Origin of the sequence: Mucilaginibacter pallidiroseus, assembly GCF_007846085.1 — a bacterium.
Lineage (GTDB): Bacteria > Bacteroidota > Bacteroidia > Sphingobacteriales > Sphingobacteriaceae > Mucilaginibacter > Mucilaginibacter pallidiroseus.
Genome location: NZ_VOEJ01000002.1, coordinates 1 through 25,956, shown reverse-complemented (window position 1 = coordinate 25,956; position 25,956 = coordinate 1). Strand labels below are relative to the sequence as shown.

31 protein-coding genes and 1 rRNA gene are annotated in these 25,956 nt (G+C 42.9%); 28 read left to right on the top strand and 4 right to left on the bottom strand.

The window, feature by feature from the left end:
* Positions 1-201: 201 nt before the first annotated feature.
* The 20 genes from FPZ43_RS04590 to porD all read left to right on the top strand — a co-directional run bounded on the left by FPZ43_RS04590 (position 202) and on the right by porD (position 15,628).
* Positions 202-1,425 carry a 3-deoxy-D-manno-octulosonic acid transferase gene (locus tag FPZ43_RS04590; protein ID WP_146380685.1) on the top strand — a complete coding sequence of 408 codons (1,224 nt, stop codon included), beginning with the start codon at positions 202-204 and terminating at the stop codon, positions 1,423-1,425.
* A gap of 45 nt (positions 1,426-1,470) precedes the next feature.
* The gene (locus FPZ43_RS04585; protein WP_146380684.1) at positions 1,471-2,289 is read left to right on the top strand and encodes an alpha/beta fold hydrolase; all 819 of its coding nucleotides are present in this window, start codon (positions 1,471-1,473) and stop codon (positions 2,287-2,289) included.
* Positions 2,286-2,912: a lysophospholipid acyltransferase family protein gene (locus FPZ43_RS04580; protein ID WP_146380683.1), complete on the top strand. Its 627-nt coding sequence runs from the start codon at positions 2,286-2,288 to the stop codon at positions 2,910-2,912. Before FPZ43_RS04585 ends, FPZ43_RS04580 begins: the two co-directional genes overlap by 4 nt.
* Positions 2,913-2,917: 5 nt before the next feature.
* Positions 2,918-3,538 carry a lysophospholipid acyltransferase family protein gene (locus tag FPZ43_RS04575; RefSeq protein WP_146380682.1) on the top strand — a complete coding sequence of 207 codons (621 nt, stop codon included), beginning with the start codon at positions 2,918-2,920 and terminating at the stop codon, positions 3,536-3,538.
* A 1-nt stretch (position 3,539) separates the two neighbouring features.
* Positions 3,540-4,628 carry a glycosyltransferase gene (locus tag FPZ43_RS04570; RefSeq protein WP_146380681.1) on the top strand — a complete coding sequence of 363 codons (1,089 nt, stop codon included), beginning with the start codon at positions 3,540-3,542 and terminating at the stop codon, positions 4,626-4,628.
* On the top strand, positions 4,607-5,260 hold the full coding sequence (locus FPZ43_RS04565; RefSeq protein WP_146380680.1) for a carotenoid biosynthesis protein: 654 nt from the start codon (positions 4,607-4,609) through the stop codon (positions 5,258-5,260). The genes FPZ43_RS04570 and FPZ43_RS04565 overlap by 22 nt, the downstream gene beginning before the upstream one ends.
* 31 nt (positions 5,261-5,291) lie before the next feature.
* Positions 5,292-5,513: a hypothetical protein gene (locus FPZ43_RS04560; protein WP_146380679.1), complete on the top strand. Its 222-nt coding sequence runs from the start codon at positions 5,292-5,294 to the stop codon at positions 5,511-5,513.
* Positions 5,514-5,580: 67 nt separating this feature from the next.
* Positions 5,581-6,432 (top strand): 4-hydroxy-3-methylbut-2-enyl diphosphate reductase, encoded by an 852-nt coding sequence (locus FPZ43_RS04555; RefSeq protein ID WP_146380678.1) that lies wholly within the window; start codon positions 5,581-5,583, stop codon positions 6,430-6,432.
* Between the two features lie 43 nt (positions 6,433-6,475).
* Positions 6,476-7,153: a fatty acid desaturase gene (locus FPZ43_RS04550; RefSeq protein ID WP_261380984.1), complete on the top strand. Its 678-nt coding sequence runs from the start codon at positions 6,476-6,478 to the stop codon at positions 7,151-7,153.
* Positions 7,154-7,410: 257 nt separating this feature from the next.
* On the top strand, positions 7,411-8,361 hold the full coding sequence (locus tag FPZ43_RS04545; protein WP_146380677.1) for an NAD-dependent epimerase/dehydratase family protein: 951 nt from the start codon (positions 7,411-7,413) through the stop codon (positions 8,359-8,361).
* 100 nt (positions 8,362-8,461) lie between these two features.
* A complete protein-coding gene (locus tag FPZ43_RS04540) occupies positions 8,462-9,187 on the top strand; it encodes a YebC/PmpR family DNA-binding transcriptional regulator (protein ID WP_146380676.1) in 726 nt (241 codons plus the stop codon).
* A gap of 138 nt (positions 9,188-9,325) precedes the next feature.
* Entirely contained in the window at positions 9,326-9,541 is a 216-nt protein-coding gene (locus FPZ43_RS04535; RefSeq protein WP_146380675.1) for a DUF2442 domain-containing protein, read from the top strand.
* Between the two features lie 54 nt (positions 9,542-9,595).
* A complete protein-coding gene (locus FPZ43_RS04530; protein ID WP_146380674.1) occupies positions 9,596-10,696 on the top strand; it encodes a hypothetical protein in 1,101 nt (366 codons plus the stop codon).
* A 26-nt stretch (positions 10,697-10,722) separates the two neighbouring features.
* Positions 10,723-11,127: a hypothetical protein gene (locus FPZ43_RS04525; RefSeq protein WP_146380673.1), complete on the top strand. Its 405-nt coding sequence runs from the start codon at positions 10,723-10,725 to the stop codon at positions 11,125-11,127.
* 4 nt (positions 11,128-11,131) lie between these two features.
* Positions 11,132-11,455: a hypothetical protein gene (locus tag FPZ43_RS04520; protein ID WP_146380672.1), complete on the top strand. Its 324-nt coding sequence runs from the start codon at positions 11,132-11,134 to the stop codon at positions 11,453-11,455.
* Positions 11,456-11,502: 47 nt separating this feature from the next.
* Complete coding sequence (locus tag FPZ43_RS04515; RefSeq protein ID WP_146380671.1) at positions 11,503-12,012, top strand: phosphoribosyltransferase family protein; 510 nt, start codon at positions 11,503-11,505, stop codon at positions 12,010-12,012.
* 138 nt (positions 12,013-12,150) lie between these two features.
* The gene (locus FPZ43_RS04510) at positions 12,151-13,080 is read left to right on the top strand and encodes an outer membrane protein assembly factor BamD (RefSeq protein ID WP_146380670.1); all 930 of its coding nucleotides are present in this window, start codon (positions 12,151-12,153) and stop codon (positions 13,078-13,080) included.
* A gap of 18 nt (positions 13,081-13,098) precedes the next feature.
* Positions 13,099-13,443, top strand: a complete 345-nt coding sequence (locus FPZ43_RS04505) for a DNA-directed RNA polymerase subunit omega (protein WP_146380669.1) — start codon at positions 13,099-13,101, stop codon at positions 13,441-13,443.
* A gap of 95 nt (positions 13,444-13,538) precedes the next feature.
* Complete coding sequence (coaBC, locus tag FPZ43_RS04500; RefSeq protein ID WP_146380668.1) at positions 13,539-14,738, top strand: bifunctional phosphopantothenoylcysteine decarboxylase/phosphopantothenate--cysteine ligase CoaBC; 1,200 nt, start codon at positions 13,539-13,541, stop codon at positions 14,736-14,738.
* Positions 14,738-15,628, top strand: a complete 891-nt coding sequence (gene porD, locus FPZ43_RS04495) for a type IX secretion system protein PorD (RefSeq protein ID WP_146380667.1) — start codon at positions 14,738-14,740, stop codon at positions 15,626-15,628. Before coaBC ends, porD begins: the two co-directional genes overlap by 1 nt.
* 2 nt (positions 15,629-15,630) lie before the next feature.
* Here the strand turns inward: porD and FPZ43_RS04490 are convergent, their stop codons facing one another.
* From FPZ43_RS04490 to FPZ43_RS04480, 3 genes are read right to left on the bottom strand one after another with little or no spacing between them, the layout of a single operon-like run.
* Positions 15,631-15,954 carry a DUF3817 domain-containing protein gene (locus FPZ43_RS04490; RefSeq protein WP_146380666.1) on the bottom strand — a complete coding sequence of 108 codons (324 nt, stop codon included), beginning with the start codon at positions 15,952-15,954 and terminating at the stop codon, positions 15,631-15,633.
* Complete coding sequence (locus tag FPZ43_RS04485; RefSeq protein WP_146380665.1) at positions 15,951-16,436, bottom strand: hypothetical protein; 486 nt, start codon at positions 16,434-16,436, stop codon at positions 15,951-15,953. Before FPZ43_RS04485 ends, FPZ43_RS04490 begins: the two co-directional genes overlap by 4 nt.
* Positions 16,437-16,475: 39 nt before the next feature.
* Complete coding sequence (locus FPZ43_RS04480; protein WP_146381117.1) at positions 16,476-17,063, bottom strand: TetR/AcrR family transcriptional regulator; 588 nt, start codon at positions 17,061-17,063, stop codon at positions 16,476-16,478.
* 133 nt (positions 17,064-17,196) lie between these two features.
* On the opposite strand from FPZ43_RS04480, the gene recJ reads away from it, so the two are divergent.
* The 4 genes from recJ (at position 17,197) to FPZ43_RS04460 (ending at position 21,812) form a co-directional block, all read left to right on the top strand.
* Positions 17,197-18,897 carry a single-stranded-DNA-specific exonuclease RecJ gene (recJ, locus tag FPZ43_RS04475; RefSeq protein ID WP_146380664.1) on the top strand — a complete coding sequence of 567 codons (1,701 nt, stop codon included), beginning with the start codon at positions 17,197-17,199 and terminating at the stop codon, positions 18,895-18,897.
* A 76-nt stretch (positions 18,898-18,973) separates the two neighbouring features.
* Entirely contained in the window at positions 18,974-19,711 is a 738-nt protein-coding gene (gene lptB, locus FPZ43_RS04470) for an LPS export ABC transporter ATP-binding protein (RefSeq protein ID WP_146380663.1), read from the top strand.
* 80 nt (positions 19,712-19,791) lie between these two features.
* Positions 19,792-21,312 carry a GH3 auxin-responsive promoter family protein gene (locus tag FPZ43_RS04465; RefSeq protein ID WP_146380662.1) on the top strand — a complete coding sequence of 507 codons (1,521 nt, stop codon included), beginning with the start codon at positions 19,792-19,794 and terminating at the stop codon, positions 21,310-21,312.
* Between the two features lie 98 nt (positions 21,313-21,410).
* Positions 21,411-21,812 (top strand): hypothetical protein, encoded by a 402-nt coding sequence (locus tag FPZ43_RS04460; protein ID WP_146380661.1) that lies wholly within the window; start codon positions 21,411-21,413, stop codon positions 21,810-21,812.
* 8 nt (positions 21,813-21,820) lie between these two features.
* Here the strand turns inward: FPZ43_RS04460 and folP are convergent, their stop codons facing one another.
* Positions 21,821-22,675: a dihydropteroate synthase gene (gene folP / locus FPZ43_RS04455; protein ID WP_261380983.1), complete on the bottom strand. Its 855-nt coding sequence runs from the start codon at positions 22,673-22,675 to the stop codon at positions 21,821-21,823.
* 226 nt (positions 22,676-22,901) lie between these two features.
* On the opposite strand from folP, the gene FPZ43_RS04450 reads away from it, so the two are divergent.
* The 4 genes from FPZ43_RS04450 to FPZ43_RS04435 all read left to right on the top strand — a co-directional run.
* On the top strand, positions 22,902-23,384 hold the full coding sequence (locus tag FPZ43_RS04450) for a DUF1599 domain-containing protein (RefSeq protein ID WP_146381115.1): 483 nt from the start codon (positions 22,902-22,904) through the stop codon (positions 23,382-23,384).
* Positions 23,385-23,386: 2 nt separating this feature from the next.
* On the top strand, positions 23,387-24,535 hold the full coding sequence (locus tag FPZ43_RS04445) for a BT_3928 family protein (RefSeq protein WP_146380660.1): 1,149 nt from the start codon (positions 23,387-23,389) through the stop codon (positions 24,533-24,535).
* Positions 24,535-25,047 (top strand): shikimate kinase, encoded by a 513-nt coding sequence (locus FPZ43_RS04440; protein ID WP_146380659.1) that lies wholly within the window; start codon positions 24,535-24,537, stop codon positions 25,045-25,047. The genes FPZ43_RS04445 and FPZ43_RS04440 overlap by 1 nt, the downstream gene beginning before the upstream one ends.
* 808 nt (positions 25,048-25,855) lie before the next feature.
* Positions 25,856-25,956, top strand: a 16S ribosomal RNA gene (locus FPZ43_RS04435); the annotation flags it as partial.

Here is a 25,956-nt window from a genome sequence, read left to right as displayed (position 1 = left end):
GACGTTTTTTCTGTGACTGCATTCCGGATTTTGCAAAACTTATTCCCCTGTACAAGCTTATTATGCCAGAGAAACGGCTTTGCCGTAAGTAGCTTTTAGCGCAACGCGTAAACACATTTTAAAACATGTAACTATCTTCGCAAGGGCTTTTTTTAAGTGCTACTTTAAACCCGACGAAGATAATAATAACTATTATAAAAAATGGTTGCTACCTACAACATTATCATATACCTGTACACCAAGCTATTAGCCCTTGCTGCATTATTTAACAACAAGGCAAAGCTGCTGGTTAAAGGGAGGGAGGCCCAGGTTGTAAAGGCCCTGCCCAAATCTTTATGGTTTCACTTTGCCTCATTAGGTGAATTTGAGCAGGGGCGGCCTGTACTGGAAGAAGTGAAAAGCAAATATCCTGATGTGCCGGTAGTCATTACTTTTTTTTCGCCGTCGGGCTACGAGGTTCGTAAAAATACGGCGCTGGCTGATGCTGTGTATTACCTTCCGCAGGATACTTTCAAAAATGCCAGGCAATTTATAGATAGCATAAACCCGGTAATGGCAGTTTTTACCAAGTACGAGTATTGGTATCATTATTTTAAGCAATTACACAGCAGGCATATTCCTTTGTATGTAATCTCGGGCATATTCAGGCCCGGGCAGGTTTTTTTTAAATGGTATGGCAGCTTGCACCGCGAAATGCTTAAAATGGTTACCTGGTTCTTTGTGCAGGATATCCCTTCGAAACATTTGCTGCAAAATTTAGGCATAAGCAATGTTACCATAAGCGGCGATACAAGGTTTGACAGGGTGTGGGCAAACGCCCAAGCGCCAAAAGCATTACAACATATAGCAGAATTTAAAAATGGGAAAAAACTTTTTGTGGCCGGCAGCACCTGGCCTGCCGATGAGGCTTTGTTTACACAACTTATTAACCAGCATCCCGGATGGCGCTTTGTATTTGCACCGCATGAAATAGGCGATTCAAAAATTGCCGGGCTCGAACAAACATTGTCGGGCATATTAACAGTGCGTCATTCAAACATCGAAGCCTTAAACGAGCAGACGCGCGTGCTGATTATCGACAACATGGGGATGCTGTCTGCATTGTACCAGTATGCGGATATGGTTTATATTGGCGGAGGCTTTGGCGCGGGTATTCATAATACGCTTGAGGCTGCTGCCTTTGGCGTGCCGGTAATCTTCGGGCCAAATTATCAAAAGTTTAAAGAGGCTCGTGATCTTATTGAAAAAGGCGCGGGTTTTAGCATAAATAACCAGGAAGAATTGCTTACCACAGTCAACCGGTTAATGGCCAACGAAGATCTTAGCAACGCAGCTGCACAAATTGCAAAGCATTATGTAGACAGCCACATTGGTGCTACTAACACTATTATGAGTTACATAATAGATAAGCATCCTCTGTTGTAGTCAGGAAAGCGGCAATTACCCTTTAATTTATTAATATTGCCTGCTATGGGTTTTTTGGACATTCCCGGTTTGGGCAAGGCACATTTTCATGAATATGGCATAGGTAATAAACCTATGCTGGCGTTTCATGGTTATGGCATGACAGGGAAACAATTCCATGTGCTTGAGCAGTCGGTTTTACAGCAATATCACGTATACGGTTTCGACCATTTTTTTCATGGTGAGAGTAAACTAAGCGGATGGGCCGAGCAGCAAATTGTTGACGGGATGCCCCGCAACATGGTTAGGCAATACGTTGAGCAATGGTTTGCTGTTTATGGCAGGCAGCGTTTCTCGGTAATGGGCTACTCTATCGGGGCAAATATAGCTTTAATACTTTTGGAAGAATATGCCGACCTGATAGATGCTATAATATTGATGGCACCTGATGGACTTGCAGTACATAAGGGTTTTAACCTGATGTTACACAAACCTGTTGGTCGCTTCCTGTTTCGTAACATTTGCAAAAGCAAATGGCTTGCGCCAAGCCTGCTTAAAAATGCTCTCAAAGCAGGATTTATTGACCAAAGCCTTTATACTATAGCCTATAACGAGGTTGATACCGAACAAAAACGGCAGGATGTGTATTATACGCTAAACCTCATCCGCATGTTAAAGCCGGATATTAGCAAAGTGGCATCGCTCATCAATCAGCATAAAATTAATTGTACGTTGATTTTTGGCAGGGATGATAAGTTATTTCCGAAATCAGCTGCGATGCCGTTTATTAGTATGCTTGATAACGCCGACGTGCACGAACTGCCTTTAGGGCACTGGCTGGTAATTAAACAACTGGATGAGTATTTAGTAAATTTACCCCGATGATACCTGCCCAACGCAAAAAGTTTATGGCCGATATGTTTGCCAAATACCTGTTCTTCAGGATGCGGAGGATATTCAACAGGCTGGAGGTAGCTACTCCGGTAAGTGTTAAGCCCGGGCACTCTGTATTGTTGCTTTGCAATCATTTTGGCTGGTGGGACGGGCTTTGGGCAAATTATCTGGCTTATAAATACCTGCATCGGCAATCGTACATAATGATGCAGGAAGACCATTTGCAGGCACGCATGTGGGCAAATCATTTAGGGGCTTTTTCAATGCCGAGAAAATCGCGCGAGATGATTAAATCCCTGCAACATGCAGCGGGCTTGTTGGATGATTCGGAAAACTTAGTGGTAGTTTTTCCCCAGGGCGAATTGATATCGAATTACACAACAGATTTAAAGGTTGAGCAGGGGATAGACCGCTTGATAAAAAACATAAAAGGCCCATGCCAGATCATTTATAACGCATGCTTTGTAGAATACTTTGAAAGCCTTAAGCCATCAGCTTATTTTCATTTATATGATTGCGGTATAGCCGGCGAAGTGCCGTTTCACGAGCTTGCTGCCAAAATAGATGCTTTTCACAAACAGGCGCTCGAAGCCCAGGTACACGTTAAGCATTAAGTTTTATGATTTACCCAAAACGCAACAAACTTGTCCGCATTTTTTTCGACTGGTATATCAACAGGATTATCAAAACAAATTTCAATGGCGTTGACAATAATGATGTAACTATAGATGCCGGCAAATCGGTGTTGTTAATAGCCAACCATTTTAGCTGGTGGGACGGGTTTTTGATGTATTACGTAAACCAAAGAGCCATTAAAAAAAACTTTCATGTAATGGTTATCGAGGACACCGTTAAAAAAGTATCGTTCTTTAAATATATGGGCGCTTTCTCAGTAAATAAGCAATCGCGGGATATGGTTACATCATTAAATTATGCTGCGCAGTTGCTTCAGGATCCGGAAAACTTGTTACTGATATTTCCGCAGGGTAAATTGCACTCAAACTTTACTGATGTTGTAAATTTCGAAAAAGGGTTGTTCAAAATCATGAAAGCGGCAGCGGGTAAATATCAGGCGTTACTGTCGGCAACTTTTATTGAAAACATGCAGCACGAAAAGCCTACGGCCAGCGTTTATTTAACGGCACCGGCTCAGGGAAGCTTTACTGCCGAAGATATAGGCCAGGTTTACGCGTCACATTATAATAAGGCGCTGGCAGTACAATCACAAAAAACAGCTTAAATTGATCATAGCACTATTAATAGTATCTGTATTTATTATACTCCGCTTTGCAGTAACGCTGTTCAATTTTGTGTCGAACCCTAAACTGCCAAAAATAAGTAAGGCATACACAGACAAGGTTTCGATATTGATACCGGCCCGCAACGAGGCCGAAGACATATTGCCGCTCCTGGAATCTATACACAAGCAGGACTATCCCAATTATGAGGTAATTATACTTGACGATAACTCAACCGACGATACCTTTGCCGTTTGCGAGGCCTTTGCGCAGCAGCATCATGCTTTCCGGGTGATAAAAGGGCAGCCCCTGCCTACCGGTTGGTTAGGTAAAAACTTTGCCTGTTATCAACTGGCACAATTGGCAAAAGGGAAATTCTTTTTGTTTTTAGACGCTGACGAACAGGTAAATAACGGACTTATAAATAGCGCACTGCACCGCATGTATCTGCGCAAACTCAGTTTGCTAAGCCTTTTTACCAACCAGGATATGCGTACCAACGGCGAACTTTTGGTAGTGCCGCTAATGCATTATATATTGCTTAACCTGCTGCCATTGCGCTTGGTTTATCTTATCAAGAGCCCATCGGTAGCAGCGGCCAGCGGGCAGTTTATGCTTTTTGATGCGCAGACCTATATCGATTACCAATGGCACCTGGTAGCGAAGGGAAAGGTAGTGGAAGATGTAGAGATCATGAAATTGGTAAAACAGGCAAAGCTTAATGGCGAGGCGCTGTTAGCAAACGGCATGATTAGTTGCCGTATGTATAAAAGCTATACGGAAGCTATAAACGGTTTTGGGAAGAATTTTTTAGCTGCCTTCAATTATAACATATTTGGCTTTTTGATATATCTTTTGTTAATAATTGGCGGCCCGGTACTCATCATCCTTACCATGAACATCAATTTTGCCTTTATGATGATAGGCATTATTTTACTTGGGCGGTTAATGATATCTTACCTGTCGGGCCAAAACGTTGCAAAAAACCTGCTTTTGCATCCCATACAAATGATAAGCCTGTTGCTTATTGGCATAACATCTATACAAAAACGCATTACCAAAACCACCACATGGAAGGGCCGCAAAATATGACGACCATTAAACCGCGCCTCGCATCCGGCATTATCATTCTATTTCACTTAGTTGGTTTGGTAGGGTTAGCATTGCCGGTTAGCCGGCCGTTGTTTTTGCAGATAGTGCCGTTTCATTTACTGTTGATGCTGGCGATTATTTTGTTAAGTCACGACACCATCAATACAAAACTCCTGCTGTTTGCAACAATAATATACTTAGCCGGTTACACGGCAGAGTGGCTTGGTGTGCATGGCTACTGGCTTTTCGGCAATTACGCTTACGGGCCAACGCTGGGTACAAAGCTCAATGATATCCCGCTAACAATTGGCATTAACTGGTTTCTGTTAATATATGGCGTGGGCGTTACCCTGCAGCGCAGCAGGTTGAAAAGCCTATTTGCCAGGGTTGCAATAGGCGCAGCCATAATGGTGCTGCTTGATTTACTGATTGAGCCCGTAGCCATTAAACTTGATTACTGGCAATGGCAGGATAATATCATCCCTTTTAAAAACTACCTGTGCTGGTATTTGCTCAGCTTTATATTGCTTTACATTTTTGAAGCTTTTAAATTTAAAAAGCAAAGCATTGTTGGCCCTGTATTGATATTGGTGGAGTTTGTGTTTTTTGGGTTGTTGGGGTTGGTGATATAAATAAACAATTGAATATTTTAAAACTTCAAAAATGGAACCAAATGAAATAACGCTAACAAACACCTTGAGTAAAAAGCTTTATTTATCGTTAGAGCCTGAAGGAACGTTACTTGAGTTATTGCCGGGAGAAAATATCAAAGTTGAATTGTTTGCAGCATCCGGTCGCATTATAGATTTGCAGATAAGTGAGTATAAGGGACGCTTTTGTTTGGCTTTATGGCCTGACAAAGGCTCATATAATATCGACTGGTAGTTGATTTACAAACCTTTTACCACAACACTTTCTCCTTTCATCTTAATTGCTGTATTTTTGTAACCCAATGGGCGACTATAATTTAAAAGTAACTATCGATCAGGATTCCGGCTTTTGTTTCGGGGTTGTTTATGCCATTGATATGGCCGAGGAAATACTGGCCGAAGATGGCTACCTGTATTGCCTTGGCGACATTGTACATAACGATGAGGAAGTTGAGCGCCTTAAAGCGCAGGGCTTGCGCATTATTGCCCATGAAGACCTGGTTGATCTGCACGATGAAAAAGTGCTGATCCGTGCACATGGCGAAGCGCCCGAAACTTATAAGGTAGCGCTCGAAAATAACATCACTTTAATTGATGCAAGTTGCCCTGTAGTATTAAAGCTGCAAAACCGCATCAAAACATCGTACGATGCCAACGAGAAGATCCTGATTTTTGGTAAACACGGCCACGCCGAGGTTATTGGCCTGGAAGGGCAAACCAACGGAAACGCACTGGTGTTTCAGGATATTGCCGAACTTGATGATGCTGACTTGCCCGAGAAGTTTACGCTTTATAGCCAGACCACCAAAAGCATGGAGAAATTTTACAATGTAAAAGATCAATTGCTTGCCCGTGGGTACGAGGTAAAGGCCAATGATACTATTTGCCGCCAGGTATCAAACCGCGATAAGGATCTGCCTGCTTTTGCAATTCGGTTTAATAAAGTGGTATTTGTGTCGGGCAAAAAATCATCTAACGGCAAGGTGTTGTTTGAAGTTTGTCGCAAGCATAATCCTGACACTTATTTCGTGTCATCGGTTGATGAATTGGACAGAAGTATGTTCGCACCCGGCGATACTGTTGGTATAGCAGGTGCAACATCAACACCAATGTGGCTTATGCAGCAGGTGAAAGCCGCAATTGAAACTTATTAGCAGCACGCTATTTGTTGTATACATTCCATAGTAACTAAAACACTTGGAAAAATTTCCATCATATTTTGGCCTTTTTGTAGCCCTGCTGGTACTAGGCAGCTGGTCGGTCAGCTTCGTATTGTTAATGCAGTGGCAGATAGATTTTGGCAACCCGCTGCTTTATTTGGCAGTGTTGCTAATGATGCACCTTTACACAGGCTTATTTATTACCGCTCATGATGCTATGCACGGCACCGTGGCGCCCAACAAAAGCATCAACAATTTTGTAGGATTTTTAAGCACGTTATTATACGCCAGTTTTTGGTACCCTAAGCTTTATACAAAGCACCACCAGCACCATAACCACGTACATACCGATACCGACCCTGACTACCACAACGGCGGCTTTTTTAGTTGGTACGTAAGGTTTATCCGAAATTATCTGTCCTTGTGGCAAATAGTAGTTATGGCTGCTGTATTTAATATCCTAAAAATCTGGATCCCGCAGCAAAACCTGTTGCTGTTTTGGGTAGCGCCATCGTTACTAAGTACACTTCAATTGTTTTATTTTGGCACCTATCTGCCCCATAAAGGCGAGCACGATAATAAACACCAGTCGCGCAGTTTACCTCGGAATCACTTTTTTGCCTTTATAACCTGTTACTTTTTCGGTTACCATTATGAACACCATGACGCACCATGGCTACCGTGGTGGAAGTTATGGACAGCTAAAGAAAAGTAACTTACGCTATTCAATAACTTACAATTCTGTCATGCTGAACGTAGTGAAGCATCTACTTGCCGACGAATAGTTTGCCAACAGGTTCTTCGATCCCGCTCAGAATGACAAAGTGGGGTGTGTAATAAGATAGTTTATAGAAATGGCTTCTTGTGATAGTTATCACCCTTAAAGCCACTCACAACCCAACGTAATTTCTTTACTACTCAAATTTGCGTTCAGCCGAAAAAATTTACCTTTGTAGCCAAACCTGTGATTGAATGAGCGAAAAGATTTTAGTGATAGGTGCTAACGGGCAAATAGGTACCGAACTGGTAACTGCATTACGCGGAATACACGGTGCCGAAAACGTGATAGCATCAGATATAAACAGCCCTACATACGCTATACGTAACAATGGCCCGTTCGAGTTTGCGAACGTGCTTGATAAAGACAACCTGCATCATTTATTTGACAAGCACCGCCCAACACAGGTTTACCTGTTAGCGGCAATGCTATCGGCAGTGGGGGAGCAAAAGCCAAAGATGGCTTGGGATTTAAACATGACAGGCTTGCTTCACGTATTGGATTTTGCTGTTGAATTTAAAACGGCTAAAGTTTTTTGGCCCAGCTCTATAGCAGTGTTCGGCCCGCATTCGCCGCAATATGATACGCCTCAGTACTGTGTGATGGATCCTAATACGGTTTACGGTTTTAGCAAGCTGGCAGGGGAGCGCTGGTGCGAATATTACTTCACAAAATATGGCGTAGATGTGCGCAGCATTCGTTATCCGGGCTTAATAGGCTGGAAGGCCAATCCGGGCGGCGGCACTACAGATTATGCCGTACATATTTTCCATGAAGCTTTAAAGCATGGTAAATACCAAAGCTTTTTATCGGCAAATACAGCCTTGCCAATGATGTACATGGAAGATGCTATTCGCGCCACTATTACATTAATGGATGCACCTGCCGAACAAATCAGTATCAGATCGAGCTATAACCTGGGTGGCATCAGCTTTACGCCAACACAACTGGCCGATGAAATTAAAAAGCATTTGCCTGATTTCGAGATAAGCTATGCAGATGCTGATCCGCGCCAGGCAATTGCCGATAGTTGGCCAAAATCAATTGATGATAGTCAGGCACAGCAGGATTGGGGTTGGAAATTAGAGTACGACCTGCCGAGAATGACGCAGGATATGTTGCAAAATTTAAAAGAGTTAGTTTAAGCCCCTAACCCCCTAAAGGGGGAATTGGAGTATAGCTTAACATATACAATATATTTAAATATAAAATTCCGGCTCCCCCTTTAGGGGGCTGGGGGGAATTATGGGAAGAGCATTTGAATTTCGTAAGGAAAGAAAGTTTAAACGCTGGGCCAAAATGGCCGTGCAGTTTACACGTTTAGGTAAAGAGATTGTAATGGCGGTTAAGGCCGGCGGCGGCGACCCCAACTCAAACTCGCGCCTGCGCACTGCTATGCAAAATGCCAAAGCGGTAAATATGCCTAAAGACCGTGTTGAGGCAGCCATTAAGCGCGCCAGCAGCCGCGACGAAAAGGATTACGAAGAGTTGGTATACGAAGGTTACGCCCAGCACGGCGTTGCCATATTGGTTGAAACCGCTACAGATAATACCAACCGCACGGTTGCTAACGTACGCAGCTATTTTACAAAATATGGTGGTACTTTAGGTAAAACGGGCTCGCTTGATTTTATCTTCAGCCGTAAATCGGTATTCACTTTTGATCCGGGCGACCGCGATCTGGAAGAGCTGGAGTTTGAACTTATCGACGCCGGTTTAGAGGATCTTTTTGTGGAGGCTGATGAGGAAGGTAACAGCGTTGCTGTAATCCATGCCGCTTATGAGGATTTCGGCAAAATGCAGAAAGCATTAGAGGAGTTGGGTATCGAAACTAAATCTGCCAAGTTGGAGCGTATAGCACAATCGAGCACTGCCGTTACCGAAGAGCAAGCTGCCGATGTACTTAAAATTGTTGACCGCTTAGAGGAAGACGACGATGTGCAGGCCGTTTACCATAATATGGCAGAGTAATTGTAGTAATTGCGTCATTGCGAGGAGTGTAACGACGAAGCAATCTTCTCGCGTTTTTAGAGAGCGTTGAGATTGCCACGCTATCGCTCGCAATGACACGTATTTTGACTTTTAACTTTACACTTTTGACTTACTACCATGCCTTTACTATCAACACGCAAACAGGAAAAAAAGGTTAAAGTAACTTTTGCCCACGGCTTACTTTTTGTTGAAAAGGCTGATGGTAAACAGCAAGCTATACCCCTGGAGTGGTTCCCCAAACTTATGGAAGCCACCGAAGAGGAACTTGAAGACTGGGAACAAACCGAAAAAGGCATCAGGTTTAATAAGCTTGATGTTAATGTTGACCTTTAAAGGAGATATGAGACATTAGATGTGAGATTTTAGACAAGACTTTATCTGGGTCTCATGTCTAAAATCTCATATATCAAATCTACAATAATGACGTTCGAAGAGTTTTTCGCTAAAAAGAAGATTGATCTGGCTGCTTTGCAGGTTGGCCAGCCCGGGCTTTTTTGGGAATTTAAATCGCACTTCGAACAAATGGGCGAAAAATCTTTCGACCATACCAAAAAGTACTGGTTTAATAAATTAAGGTTACAATATCATCTTGCATCCGAGGTAAAGACCGACAAGGTACATATCGAAAACCAGATTGCCGAACAAACCATTGCCGAGTCTCTTGGAGAAACGGTTGCAGCGCCGTCAGTTGGTTTTAAACCGAGATTTAAAGCAGCAATTACAAATTCGAAGCCGGAGGTCGAAAGTTCAGAGGCTAAAGTGGAAAGTCAGGAAACCGGAAGTCCGCAGTTGGAAGTAGGTAGTGAAACACCAGCACCAAAACCTGCCGGTTTTAAACCACGCTTCAATAAAGCAATGACCGCGCCCAAGCCGGAAGTTGAAAATCCGCAGACCGAAGTCGAAAGTGCGAAATCGGAAAACTCAGCAACGGAAACACCAACATCAAAGCCTGCAGGATTTAAGCCGCGTTTTAACATAAAAACGGCTGCGCCGAAGACTGAAGTTGAAAGCGCGGATTCTGAAGGTGAAAATTCAAAACCTGAAGTCAAAAGCGTTGACGCGGAAAAGACTGATGAGCCGACATCAGAAACCACTGCACCAAAACCGGCTGGCTTTAAGCCGCGATTCAATATGAAGATGGCATCGCCGAAAAGTGATGTAGAAGGCGAAAAACCTGAAGTTAATAGTGCTGCGGCTGAAGATAAATCTCCAAAAACAGATGAGCCGGAAGTGGGAGAGCAGGTATCAAAGCCTGCAGGTTTTAAACCGCGATTTAATATGAAGATGGCACCAAAGCCATCTGGAATAGAAAATGCGGAAGAACTGGGTGCAAAAGCCGCTGAGCCTGCAAACAATCCTGACGAAATTGCTAATGAGGTTAAGCCCGATGTGCAACAAGCACCGGAAGAAGGTAAACCTGCTGATGCGCCAATTACAAAACCTGCCGGTTTCAAGCCAAGGTTTAAACCCAAACCGCCGCAGGAATAATTCTAAATATATCCAACTTAAAATATATGGATACCGAACAACTTTTTAACCAGGAACGCGGCAGCGGTGATAATAAGCCCAAAAAAGAAAGCCCGCTTATAAGCCTGGAACGCGATCTGAAACTTTTTAATGAATCCATCAAAGAAGTAGCCATCGAGATAATGGTTGAGGGCCTGTCTGCTACGCCGATATTTGTAGCTCATCAGCATGAAATTGCATTGGGCGAGATGATCCTTAACCGCGACGAACTTAACACCGAGTGGAGCATCCATGCGTCAACCATCGAGGAATTTGTTGAGAAGGGCATCATTAAAAAGGAATTGAAAGAGCGCTTTTTAAGCACATATAAAAATCCAAATGACTTTATGTGCCTGTTTGTAGTGGTGCCGGAAGGGGCAAACTTCGTGTATTATCCGTATGTAACGGGATAAGCGAATGAGGAATATTTTGGATGTGGCTCCTTCTTTGGCCGAGTATTTTATCGATGTCGAGCAGATAATTAGTGATAGCCCCCCGTCATTTGACGATACCAACAATATCTTAGGTAAATATCGGCAATACTTAGCCAGCTTCATGTTAATAGTTGCCGCTAAGGTTAGTTTATTCGAGCATCAAGATAATGATTGGCAGAGTATTTTTGGACATGAATTCGATGTGTATTATCATTGCTTTAAATCAAAAATCCAAGAAGGCGTTTACCTTTCAGATCAATCCATTTGTGCTAACTTAATTGATGAGATTGACGGAAAGTCTGCTTAACCATAATAGAATATTATATTTGACAATTCTCAATATAGCTTTACACCATGCCTGACAAAAAGATCCTTGTTTTAAACAGCAAACAGATACAGCAAAAAATAGATAGGATTGCTTACCAGGTATTGGAAGACAATTTTGATGAGCAGGAAATCCTGATAGCCGGCATATTGCCGCGCGGCAACCAGGTGGCCGAGCGTTTAAAGGATGTATTGGATAAAATTGCTCCTTTTAGCAGCCGTTTACTAACCATAGAGCTGGAAAAAGATAGTACCAGTTTGCAGGCACATATCAATTTTGATATTGAAGAATGCAGCAACAAGGTTATAATTTTGGTAGACGATGTATTGAATAGCGGTAAAACCCTTGCGTATGGTTTTGGCGTTTTCCTGGATGTGCCGCTAAAAAAGTTGCGCACGGTGGTATTGGTTGATCGTAACCACAAAAGCTTCCCGGTAACTACAGATTATGCCGGTATAGCGCTGTCAACCGTAATTAAAGAACATGTTGATGTTATTTTGAATAAGGAAGGGCAGGAAGATGCTGTTTATTTAAAGTAATCTCGGTTCTAAAAATCAGTCGTAACGTTAAAAGATGTTAAATACATTGGCCTTATATAAAAGGAGCAAAACCGTCGTTATATATTCGCTCATAAATAAATAATTGACTGATTTATAATATTCAACTATCTTTGCAAAATGTTTAAAAAACAAGTACTCACTTTTTCGGCCGTATTGCTGTTGATTCTCGCTGTATTTAGCGGATGCAAAAGCAAATACGAAAAACTTAAAGCGAGTAATGATAATACCAAAAAATACCAGGAGGCTGTAAAGTTCTATAACAAAAAGGATTACTCAAAAGCGCTTGGTTTATTTGAGGATCTGGTACAGCGTTATCGTGGCCGTACCGGTTATGAAGATTTATATTATTATTACGCTTATACCAACTATAAGCTAAAAGATTATACATCGGCACGTTATCACTTTAAAACATTTGCAGATACCTATCCATCGAGCCCTAAAGCGGAAGAGTGCCGTTTTATTGCTGCGTATTGTTTTTATCTGGATTCGCCTATATACTCTTTAGATCAGGAGAATACTACAAAGGCAATTGAGTCGCTGCAGTTGTTTATTAACCTTTACCCAAAAAGCGACCGCGTGACCGAGGCCAGTAAGCTGATTCAAAACCTGCGCGATAAACTTGAGCAAAAAGCCTATGCAAATGCAAAGCTTTATTTAACAATTAATGACTACCAGGCGGCCGTTATCGCATTCAACAATGCCTTGCGCGATTACCCGGATACCAAGTATGCCGAGGAAATGGAGTTTTTAATTATTAAGGCCCAATATGAGTACGCGCGCATTAGCCGTGAGTACAAACAGGAAGAGCGTTTTGGCCAGGCAATGACCTACGCCGATCAGTTTGCCGAGAAGTACGAAGGCAGCAAATATTTAAGAGATGCCCAGGACCTGAAAAAGGATAGCGAACGCGGTATCGAGCGCGCAAAACGAGTAATAGCCCAGGCCGAAATTGACCAGAAATTAGCTAAAAAGCTGGCCGATAAAGATACTGTTGCAACCCAGCCGCCATCTGTTAAGGATAGAGGCAATCAAAAAATACCATATTAATATTTAATATATCAAGACATGAGCAATACAAATAATAACGCCAAACCAGCTGTTGCCAGCAGCACAGTAACTCGCGATTTACGTGAGTTGGACGTAAAGACTGAAAATATTTACGAGTCGCTGGTTATTATGGCCAAAAGGGCAAACCAGATATCAAACAATATCAAGGAAGAGTTACATCAAAAATTATCAGAGTTTGCATCAGCAAATGACAACCTTGAAGAGGTTTTTGAAAACCGCGAGCAAATTGAGATATCTAAGCATTACGAAAAAATGCCTAAACCTACTTTGGTAGCCGTTCAGGAGTTTTTGGATAGCAAAATTTATTACCGCAACCCGGCTAAAGAAGCAAGGGAGTTATAAGCCGTAGGCTTAATTCAAAACTTAGAAGTCAAAATTCATAAAGATAGCTTTAGTGCTGCTTTTGAATTTTGACTTTTTATTTTTTACTTTAATTTATGCTTGAGGGTAAGAATATCATTTTAGGTGTATGTGGCAGTATTGCCGCTTATAAAACGGCAACCCTTGTAAGGCTACTAATTAAGGCGGGCGCCAATGTGCAGGTTGTGATGACGCCCGATGCAGCCAATTTTATTACACCCCTTACACTTTCTACCCTTTCAATAAGGCCGGTTTATGTGGACTACTTTAAACCTGACACTGGCGAGTGGAACAACCATGTAGAGCTTGGCCTTTGGGGTGATGCCATGATTATAGCGCCGGCAAGCGCCAACACCATGGCAAAAATGGCAGGCGGATTGGTTGATAACCTGCTTACTGCCGTATATCTTTCGGCCAAGTGCCCGGTATATTTTGCCCCGGCAATGGATCTGGATATGTGGAAACACAATTCCACCCGTGCCAACATCGCAGCAATACAGCAATTTGGTAACATTTTGATTCCCCCCGGCAGTGGCGAACTGGCGAGCGGTCTGCATGGCGAGGGCCGAATGGCCGAACCTGAAGAAATCATTGCTTTTGTTGAGGCGGATATCAAAGGTAAATTACCGTTGGTAAACAAAAGGATATTGGTTACTGCGGGCCCAACCTATGAGGCTATTGATCCGGTGCGTTTTATTGGGAATCACTCATCGGGCAAAATGGGGTTTGCTATTGCCGATGAGTTGGCGAGTCTGGGTGCCGAAGTAACGCTTGTCGCCGGGCCAACTGCACAGATAAGTAAACAAAAATCTGTTAAGCGGATAGATGTAATCAGCGCCGCGCAAATGCTTAATGCCTGCCTGGAAAACTTTGAGCACGCCAATGCCTGTGTAATGTGTGCTGCCGTGGCCGATTATACGCCGGCCAATGTGGCCACGCAGAAAATCAAAAAGCATGATGACGGTTTAACTATCGACTTAAAAAAGACAATCGATATTTTAAAAACCCTTGGTAGCAAAAAGCAGCCGGGGCAGGTGCTCGTTGGCTTTGCGCTGGAAACGGAAAATGAGGAACAATTCGCCATTGAAAAACTGAACAAAAAGAACCTGGATCTAATTGTGCTAAACAGCTTAAATGATGCTGGCGCGGGTTTTAAAAGCGATACTAATAAAGTAACTTTGATAGACCGCCAACTTAAAAAAACGGTTTATGATCTTAAATCAAAAACCGAGGTGGCAAAGGATATTTGCGCCAAGTTGCTACAATTAATAAACTGATGAAAAAACTGCTGTTGCTTGCATTGTTGCTTACCTGTTTTTGCTATTCGCAAGGGCAGGATTTGAATGCGCGGGTAAGGGTAGTAGCGCCCAAGGTGCAAATAACCAACAGGCGCATTTTGCAAACGCTGGAAACAGCCATGCGCGACTTTTTGAATGGCCGCAAATGGAGTGCAGATGTTATTGCCCCGCAGGAGCGTATCAACTGCAACTTTGTATTTAATATTACCAATTGGGATGGCAGCACGGGTTTTAGCGGAGAGTTACAGGTGCAGTCGTCAAGGCCGGTGTTTAACTCAACTTACACCAGTACACTGCTTAATATTAATGATAGGGATGTTGACTTCACGTATACCGAAGGCCAGACCATAGATTACACCGATCAAACTTTTCAGAGCAATTTAAGCTCGATAATGGCTTTCTACGCTTACGTGATTGTAGGCATGGATTATGATTCGTTTTCACGCTATGGCGGTACGCCATATTTTCAGGCTGCGCAAACCGTAGCTGTTAATGCCCAAACATCATCTTTCAGAGGGTGGAAAGCTTTCGACAATACGCTCAACCGGTACTGGCTTGCCGAAAACCTTAACAATAAGCTATATCTTAATCTGCGCAGCTTTATGTATGACTATCATCGTAACGGGTTGGATGTAATGGCCGATAACCCGTCAAAAGGACGTAAGACCATCAGCGCTATCTTACCGCTACTTTCGCAAGTAGATCGTAAGCGGCTTGGCTCATACTTTCCGCTGGCCTTTTTTACCGCTAAGGATGATGAGCTTGTGTCCATATACAGCAAAGCCGCGCCGCCGGAGCGCGTACAGGCCATGAACATCCTGATGCAGATCGATCCTTCCAACGGCAATAAATACCAAACGCTTAAGTAGCGCTACTTTCCCTGCTTGCTGCAATCTATTTTTTTTAAGATTTTATAGTCTATATAAAACGTACCGAATGGAATAATACAGGCCAGCAACACCTTGCGGGTGGTGTTCCTAAAATTCCATTTTTGCTCGACACCTACACTTATGGTGTTAAATATAAATAGTAGGAAAAGCACGCCATGCACCGGCCCCATTGCTTTCACCATTGAGGGGGTGTTGCCGAAATGTTTGAGTGGTACTGCTATAAATATGAGTGCTAATAAAGAAATGCCTTCTAAAAATGCAATAATGCGCAAGCGGCCAACGCTGCTTTTCAATAGTTGTATCATAATAAAATATTGGTGGATTGAAGTGTGCGTATATAAGGGCGTTGTACCACAGGGGAAAACGGCCACGGAATAGCGATTAATATGATTAACAAAGCCAGGCCAAACCATATCAGTATCGTTTTGAATTTCTTTGCGTCTGTTGCCTTACGCTTAGCCATTGCCGAGCCTATGGTTAATACAATAATTGCAGTGAGCATCAATATCAAATGCATCACACCAAAAAAGAAGGGCTCGCGTATATGGCCATTGCCGCCAATGGCATTGAGTGAAAATTTTGCAGTAGGGCTTTGGGTATAAACCAGCATACCAAGCACCAATTGTATATGGGCGATGGTAGCCGTCCAATGGCGCCATGCGTTATCCGCGTTGGTGAATCTGTTGCCTTTTGTATATCCTGCAAAAGCGCTATAAACAGTATAGATCAATGCAAATAGTAAAAGCCAGCGCGTAGCAGAGTGAAAAAATAATAATGTTAAATACATATAAAAAATACTGATCGGTATGTTTTAGATTAAAAAATATTAAGAGAGTCTGTTCAAGTAATTTTTAAACTCTTGTAGAAAAATCTCATAGCATCCTGCACCGGCGGCTTTACCCATATTACGTATGCCGCTGTAGCCGGCAATAACAAAGCACGCCACTTGGCCGGCATCCACATCGGCACGTATCTCACCCTTCTCCTTTCCCATTTCTAAGTTTTGGGCAATGGCTGACTGCCATTGGTCGGTAAGTTTAAGTAGCGCTTTTTTAAATGACTCGTTAACAGGCGACATTTCTTCGATAAGGTTCACCACAGGGCAGCCATATTTTGCCGTCATGAAAGGGACTTTGAACAGCAGATTTTTCATCATTGTATAGATGTCCTGTATAGGGCTATCAGCTAGCTGCAAAGGTTTTACAAGCGTTTCATACATACCCGGATAAACAATCTCGTTAATCATAGCCAGGCCCATATCGTCTTTACTTTTAAAATGATAAAAGAAAGCACCTTTTGTAACTTGTGTGGTTGCTAAAATAGTATCAATACTAGTAGCTTGGTAACCTTGCCTATAAATCAAGTCGAAAGACTTTTGAAGGATCATTTTACGTGTAATTTCAGCTTTGGACATTAAAAATACTAATTGGTATGTTTGCAAACATAAGCTGTTAAATTGAAATACACAAGCAATTAAAATTATTGCCTGTTATTTACGTTTTGCATGCAATGGCTATCTTTACATCTTTTTTAAGCGATATTACTACATGAGTAAACGGTGGGTGTTAAAAAATACGGCAGATGAAAACGTTGTACAGCAATTAGCTGCCGACCTCAACATTAACCCTGTCTTAAGCCGTTTACTGGTAAATCGTGGCATAACTAATTTTGAAGAAGCGCGGTTTTTCTTCCGCCCGAGCGAACTGCACCTGCATGATCCTTTTTTGATGCAGGATATGGAAAAAGCCATCCTGCGTATAGAGCAAGCCATTGCCCAAAATGAAAAGGTGATGATCTACGGCGATTACGACGTTGATGGCACCACAGCTGTAGCATTGGTTTATAGATTTTTTAAAAAGTGTCACGACAATATTGCTTACTACATACCCGATCGTTACAAGGAGGGCTATGGTATATCAACTCAGGGTATTGACTTCGCGGCTCAAAACGGCTTCGGGTTAATAATCGCATTAGATTGCGGCGTAAAGTCGGTGGATAAGGTTGCCTACGCCAATAAACTTGGCGTAGATTTTATTATATGCGATCACCATTTGCCCGGGGATGAACTGCCGGATGCCTTAGCATTGCTGGATCCAAAGCGGAGCGATTGCGAGTATCCTTACAAAGAACTTTCTGGCTGTGGCATTGGCTTTAAATTAATACAGGCCTACGCTCAAAAAAATGATATTGATTTTGAAGAGGTGGCCTCATACCTGGATTTGGTTGCCATCAGTATAGCTTGCGACATTGTACACATAACTGGCGAAAACCGCGTGTTGGCGCATTTGGGTTTGCAAAAAATCAACGACAACCCCTGTACGGGTGTAAAAACTTTGATGCAGGTTGCCGGAAAAAGCAAAGACCTAAGTATAGCCGACGTAGTTTTTTTACTGGGCCCGCGCATTAATGCTGCCGGGAGGATTGACGACGCCAAGCATGCCGTTGCCTTACTGATATCCTGCCATGAGGAGGAAGCCCGGGAAATGGGTGAACTCATCAACACGCATAATATCGAACGCAAAGGTCATGATCTACAAATTACCGACGAAGCATTGAGCCTCATAGATAATGATGAGATAATGATCAACAGGAAATCGACTGTGGTTTTTAATGAGAACTGGCATAAAGGTGTGATAGGTATTGTAGCATCTCGCCTTACCGAAAAGTATTACCGGCCTACAATTGTACTAACCCGATCCAACGGGCATGTTGCGGGTTCGGCCCGGTCGGTTCTTGGATATGATCTGTATGAAGCCCTATGTGGTTGCAGCGACTTGCTCATTCAATTCGGCGGTCATAAGTATGCTGCCGGCCTTACCATGAAGCCCGAAAACGTACCGGCATTTATAGATAAATTTGAAGAGGTGGTAAGTGCTACCATTCCCGACGAATTGCTTATCCAACAAATAAATATTGATGCTGAACTGGAATTAAAAGATATCGAGTCGAAATTCTTTAGGGTCATGAACCAGTTTGCGCCCTTCGGGCCGGAAAATATGGCACCGGTGTTCATGAGTAAAAATGTGTATGTTAGCGGCAATGCAGGTTTGGTTGGCGGCAATCATGTAAAAATGTTTATCATGCAGCCCGGCTCGGCATCGTTTAGCTGCATAGCGTTTAATCATGCCCAATACCTGCCCCAATTAAAACCTAACGTTCCGTTCGACGTTTGTTACAGCATTGAAGAAAATGTATGGCGTGACCAACGTATTATACAATTGAATATAAAAGGGATTAGATTTAATTAAAAAGTCAAAGTTTTAAAGTAAAAAGAGCTGCGGCTTTTGGTTTTAATTTCGATTTTTAACTTTTGAATTTTCGCTAATGATACTAAGAGCAGATCATTTAATTAAGAAATACAAACAGCGCACCGTGGTTAACGATGTATCGTTCAACGTTTCGCAGGGCGAAATTGTGGGTTTGCTGGGCCCAAACGGTGCAGGTAAAACCACATCATTTTATATGATAGTGGGTTTGGTTAGGCCAAACAGCGGCGAGATTTTTTTGGATGATGAAAACATTACCAACGATGCCATGTACCGCCGGGCACAAAAGGGTATAGGTTACCTTGCGCAGGAGCCGTCTGTATTTCGTAAACTATCTGTTGAGGATAATATTAAAGCGGTGCTAGAGATGGGCAAAATGACCAAGGAACAGCAACGCGACAAGCTGGAAGAGTTGATAGACGAATTTAGTTTACATAAAGTGCGTAAAAACCGTGGCGACCTGCTATCGGGCGGCGAGCGCCGGCGTACCGAGATTGCACGCGCCCTGGCTGCCGAACCAAACTTTGTACTGCTTGATGAGCCCTTTGCCGGGGTCGACCCTATCGCCGTAGAGGAAATTCAATCCATGGTGGCCAAGTTGCGCAACCGTAATATTGGTGTTTTGATAACCGACCACAACGTACAGGAAACGTTATCGATTACTGATAGGGCTTATTTGCTCTTTGAAGGTAAAATTCTTGAGTCGGGCGTGCCGGAAGTTTTGGCCGCGAACGAACTGGTACGTAAGGTTTATCTTGGGGCCAACTTCGTTTTAAAAAGAAAGACATTTGCTTAGTAAATAATATATTTGAGAAGTTTGCCAAGATCACCAATAGCGCGGCAAACCAACACTAACCCAGCCCCGCCAAGCAGCCTATGACTCTTTTTAATTCGGTATTTACCTGGTTCATGAAAAAGCGCATCCATCAGATTGAGCTTTTTATGAAATACCCTAATGAGGTGCAGGAAGAATGGTTTGAGCAACTTATAGCGGGGGCCGAAAATACCGAGTGGGGCAAAACCCATCATTATAAAAGCATTCAGAATCTTGCGCACTTTAAGGAGCGCGTACCTATCCAAACATATGATACGCTGAAGCCCTATATAGAGCGGATGCTAAAGGGCGAGCAAAATGTGCTTTGGCCGTCGGAGATCCGTTGGTTTGCAAAATCATCAGGCACTACAAGCGACAGAAGCAAATTTATACCTGTAAGCGAAGAGTCCTTGGAGGAATGCCACTTCAAAGGCGGTAAGGATATGCTTACCCTTTACTTTAATAACAGACCAAACGCCCGCATATTTACAGGTAAAAGCCTAACATTGGGTGGTAGCCATCAGGTAAGCCAGCTTAATGACGATACTTTTTTTGGCGACTTATCGGCAGTTATCATGAAAAACCTGCCCCTATGGGCCGAATTTTACCGCACCCCGCACTTAGATATCGCCCTGCTCGAAAACTTCGAAGAGAAGATTGAGAAGATGGCTTATGCCACTAAAGATGTAAATGTTACCAGTATTAGTGGCGTACCTACCTGGAATATATTACTGTTTAAACGTATCCTTGAAATTACCGGGAAAAGCAATCTGTTAGAAGTTTGGCCAAACCTTGAGCTTTACTTTCATGGTGCGGTTAACTTTACACCATATCGCGAGCAGTTTGCCAAGCTGATCCCTAAAAGCGACATGTACTATCTGGAAACCTATAATGCATCCGAAGGTTTCTTTGGCATTCAGGATCTGGAAGAGCCCGGCGATATGCTGTTGATGCTGGATTACGGGATATTCTACGAGTTTTTACCACTGGAGTATCTGCATGACGATGATCCAAAGACACTTACGCTTGACGAGGTGGAACTGGACAAGAATTATGCACTCATCATCACCACCAACGCAGGCTTATGGCGCTACATGATAGGTGATACTATTAGGTTTACATCACTTTCGCCATACCGCATTCAAATAACCGGGCGTACCAAGCACTTCATAAATGCCTTTGGCGAAGAGCTTATAATTGATAATGCTGAGCGCGCCCTGCTCGAGGCCTGCCAGCAAACAGGTGCTATCATCCGTGATTATACAGCCGCACCGGTATACTTTAACGGTGACGAATGTGGCGCTCACGAGTGGCTCATTGAGTTTGTAAAAAAGCCAGCCGAGTTTGAGAGGTTTGTAGACCTGCTGGATGAAACCCTGCGCCGCGTAAATTCAGATTACGATGCCAAGCGGTTTAAAGACATGGCCCTGCGCCGCCCCCTTGTGCGCAAAGTAGCTGACGGCACGTTTTTTACCTGGATGAAAGAGAAAGGTAAACTTGGCGGCCAGCACAAAGTACCCCGCCTGGCCAACAATCGGGAATACGTAGACAGTATTTTGAAAATGCTGGAGTTGGTAGGGTAATTTAAGGGTCTACACTAGCCATATCAGCACAATAATATATCATCCAAGCTGTTGCACTATCTGCACCTGCCGCGTAATGCTATTATAAAGCCTGTAAAATGAAAAAAGCATTACTGATTTTCTTTGCGGCGGCGGGAGTTATATCTTGCCAAAAGCAGGATAGCAAGCCGATGAGTGCGAATTTATTTGGCCGTTGGGAACTTGCTGCTACACACGGTGGCCTCTCCATGCCGAGGCCGGCACCTACTGGTAATGGCGATATGTACCAGTTCAATAAAGACAGTACCTATTCACGTTATATAGATAATAAGATAACCGCCCAAGGCAAATTCAGCATCAACATAACGGAAACCCGCGACTCGCTGAAATTCGGGATAATCACTTTTACCAATCCCACTTACAAGGATGCCTGGATGCAATCCGTGTCGGGCCGCATTATTATCGGTTCATCCGCTGCAGATGGTCCGTCTTACGAGTATCGTAAAATTAGTAGCAAATAAATAATAGGTTAAGCATCACAGGCCTCCCAAATCTTTACAGCTTCTACCGCTGCCTTAACATCATGTACCCGCAGTATGTTGGTACCTTTAGTTAACGCAATGGTATTAAGTGCGGTTGTTCCGTTCAAAGCCTCGGCAGCTGTGTTACCTAATAAATTATAAATCATTCGCTTGCGCGATACACCGGTAAGTATCGGTAGCTCAAGCGGTGCAAAATCTTCAAGGCGGTTCATAAGCGTGTAGCTTTGTTCGGCCTTTTTAGCAAAACCAAAACCAGGGTCAAGTATAATGTCATGCACATTAAGCTGCCTTAGCTGGTAAATCTTCTTTGCAAAATAATTGTATACTTCGGCAAATACATCATCATAATCGGTTAGCTGTGTCATGCTTTGCGGGGTGCCACGCATATGCATCAGTATGTAAGGTACCTGCAGCCTGGCTACCGTCGTAAACATCTTATCGTCCAGTTCCCCGCCGGATATATCATTGATAATATTCGCACCCGCATTTATAGCAGCTTCCCCCACATCTGCCCTAAAGGTGTCCACAGAAATAATAACATCAGGAAAGGATTTCACTATCGCTTCAATGCCAGGTATCACACGGTCGGCTTCTTCCTGCGGGCTCACTTCGGCTGCGCCGGGGCGTGAGGAGTATCCGCCAATATCAAGTATTGCAGCGCCATCTGCCAGCATAGCACCTGCCTGTTTAACAATTTCATCAATACCATTTTTGCGACTATCGGCATGGAATGAGTCGGGCGTTATATTAATGATACCCATAACAAGCGGGTTGGTTAAATCAATTAATCTGCCGCCGGCGTTAAGGGTTAGTTTTTTCCGAAAAAATGTATCTTTAGCCACTTTATTATGTTGAGGTCACCGAAGGCTGCAAAGTTGTAAAGTAAAATCTACTTTATAAAGGCCTTTATATTCCTGTTCGGCACTTTTCTTTAAAAGGCACCAAGGTAATCATTCGCCCGGCACCCGAACAGGATAGACGACACCAATAAATTAGCACCATTATTAAACCGTGAACAACACCGCAACCGAATACGAAGCAGTAATTAGCCTTTGCAAAGGCCTTTTCATGAAAAAAACCCGCGATTACGGAACGGCGTGGCGCATACTCAGGCCCGAATCTATAACCGATCAGATTTTTATCAAAGCGCAGCGCATCCGCACCCTCGAAGAAAAAAAGGTGGCCAAGATAGATGAAGACATCACCGGCGAATATATAGGCATTGTAAACTACTGCCTTATTGCCATGATGCAACTCGAAATAGCATCTGAAACGCCGTTTGAATTGGAGGCGGGTTTTGTAGAGAAGATGTTCGACGAAAAATCAAACGAAACAAAAGAATTGATGTTTGCCAAAAATCACGACTACGGCGAGGCATGGCGCGACATGCGCATCAGTTCATTAACAGATTTAATACTAATGAAGCTGTTACGCGTAAAACAAATAGAAGATAACAAGGGCCAAACCCTTGCTTCGGAAGGTGTAAAGGCCAATTACCAGGATATGCTTAATTACGCGGTGTTTGCGCTGATTAAATTAGGAGTAAAGTAAGTATGAAGAATAGTTTAGTGTGGTTGTGCCGCTTAGCGGTGGGTTTGCTTTTTATCTTCTCCGGGTTGATAAAAGCCAATGATCCGCTTGGATTTTCCTACAAACTGGAAGAGTACTTCGAGGTGTTCCACCTAACTTCGTTAAACGGCCTGGCGCTAAGCCTTGCCATAGTGCTTTGCGCGCTTGAAATGATATTGGGTTTTGCCCTGCTTATCGGGGCGCGAGCCGTGCAGGTAGTTTGGGGATTGTTGCTGTTAATTATCTTTTTTGCATTTCTTACCTTTTACTCTGCATATTTTAAAGTGGTACAAACCTGTGGCTGCTTTGGCGATGCCATACCGCTTACGCCGTGGCAATCGTTCACTAAAGACCTTATTTTGTTAGTGCTTGTATTGGTACTGTTTGTAAACCGCAAAAGCTTACGGCCTTTATTTGATAAAAAAGCAGGTGATGTAGCGTTGGCAGCATCTGCCGTTGTTTCGGTTGGATTTGGGGTTTATACATACAATTTTTTGCCCGTGGTAGATTTCCTACCTTATAAAATAGGGGCGAACATTTGGCAGCAAATGCAAACGCCGCCGGGCGCACCAACTGATGAGTTTGAGATAACCTATCACCTAACAAACAAAAAAACTAAGCAAACCAAAACTATGACGGATAAAGAATACCTTAAAACCGGCATTTGGAAAGATAGTACATGGGTAGTTGAGGGTAACCCGGAAAGTAAATTGCTTAAAAAGGGCTTTGAACCTAAAATTCGTGACCTTGCCATACAAGATGCACAAGGAAATGCCTACAACCAAGAATTGCTTAATAATCCTTTTTATACCCTATGGATAGTTGCTTACGACTTAAACGAAACCAATGCCGACGCTTTGAACCGTATCAACGCCCTGGCCATTAATCTTACGCAAAACTTTAATACCCGCACGATATTATTAACAGCTACCTCGCCCGAGAATGCCCAGAAGTTTGCCAAAGAGCATCGCCTTGTAAGCGAACTTTTTTATGCAGACGGCGTGCCGCTTAAAACAATGGTCCGCTCAAACCCCGGCGTTATATTAATAAAGAATGGTACGGTTGTTAATAAATGGCATTATCACAACATGCCTAAGTATGATGATCTGGTAAAAAATTACTTCAATAAATAATGAGCCTGGTTTTTTTAGTAGGATTTATGGGTTGCGGCAAAACTTCATGGGGCCGTAAACTGTCGGCGGCTTTAGGGTACGAGTTTATTGATCTTGACCACGAATTTGAAGATCGTGCAGGTATGACCATTCCTGAGTATTTTACCATACATGGCGAAGATGCTTTCAGAAGGCTTGAGTCGGATATATTAAAAACCACTCCTTACAAAACTAACACGGTAGTATCTACAGGTGGGGGGCTGCCTGTTTTTTTCGATAACATGGATTGGATGAACAAGCACGGCAAGACCCTGTATATTGAGCTATCGCCAAGAGCATTGGCTGGCCGGCTCGAAAACGCTAAAACACAGCGCCCGGTATTGCAGGGAAAAAAGGGCGACGACCTTGTTGAATTGATAACCGAAAAACTTGCCGAACGCGAGCAGTATTATTTAAAAGCCAGCTACCATATTAGTGGTATAGATATGAATGTTGAAAAACTTGCCCAAAAACTGGATTTACCTTTAGTATAGTTATGGGCGTTGCCTAACGGCCGGGCTCTCCACTCATACGCCTGCATGCATTAAGCTATCCCTCGGCATAAACCCTTTTCACGGCCGGTATCCGTTGCTATCCCTAACACGACCCTTTTTTATCTAATCGTTTTAAGTAGTGGTATTACTACAAGACTGCCATTAGCGCTATTAAAACTGCGTAATGATAAATGAGAGACAAAATTTTAAAGCTTATTTTCAGCGTGTTAAATTTACACTATCACTTTTTTGCAAGGATGATTTGCAAAAGCAAAAATGATGCGTACCTTTGCACTCCGCAAACGAAATAGCGGGATGTTCTCTGAAATAAAGCAAACAAAAATTTAAAAATAAAGTTTGTGAATTAACTAAAAGCTGCTACCTTTGCAGCCCGCAACGACGAAAGGAGAAGCGGTTGTTAATTGAAAAACCGGACTTTAAAAATTTAAAAAAATAAAGTTTGGAAATAATAGAAAAGGTTATTACCTTTGCAACCCGAAACGGGGGAGAGGAAATCGGAAACGACGGACTTTAAAACGTTAAGCCTGAGAGCAATTCTCAGGAGCGAAAAGATTGAAGATTTGAAGCCGCAACGGCTGAAGATATAAAAGCAGATTCGAGAGATGAAGCGAAGAAGTTCTTAAAGAGATTAGAAAATAAAATAATGCAGCGTAACGGTGAGTGGAGACACGAACTGTTAACAAACAAAAGAGAGCTCAGTTATCTGAAAATACTGTAAGAGAATATTTTTTTTTACAGATTTCTATTGATTGAGTTAATAGGGTCTGGATACAAACAAACACATTTTACAATGGAGAGTTTGATCCTGGCTCAGGATGAACGCTAGCGGCAGGCCTAATACATGCAAGTCGGACGGGATTTGGGAGCTTGCTCCTAATGAGAGTGGCG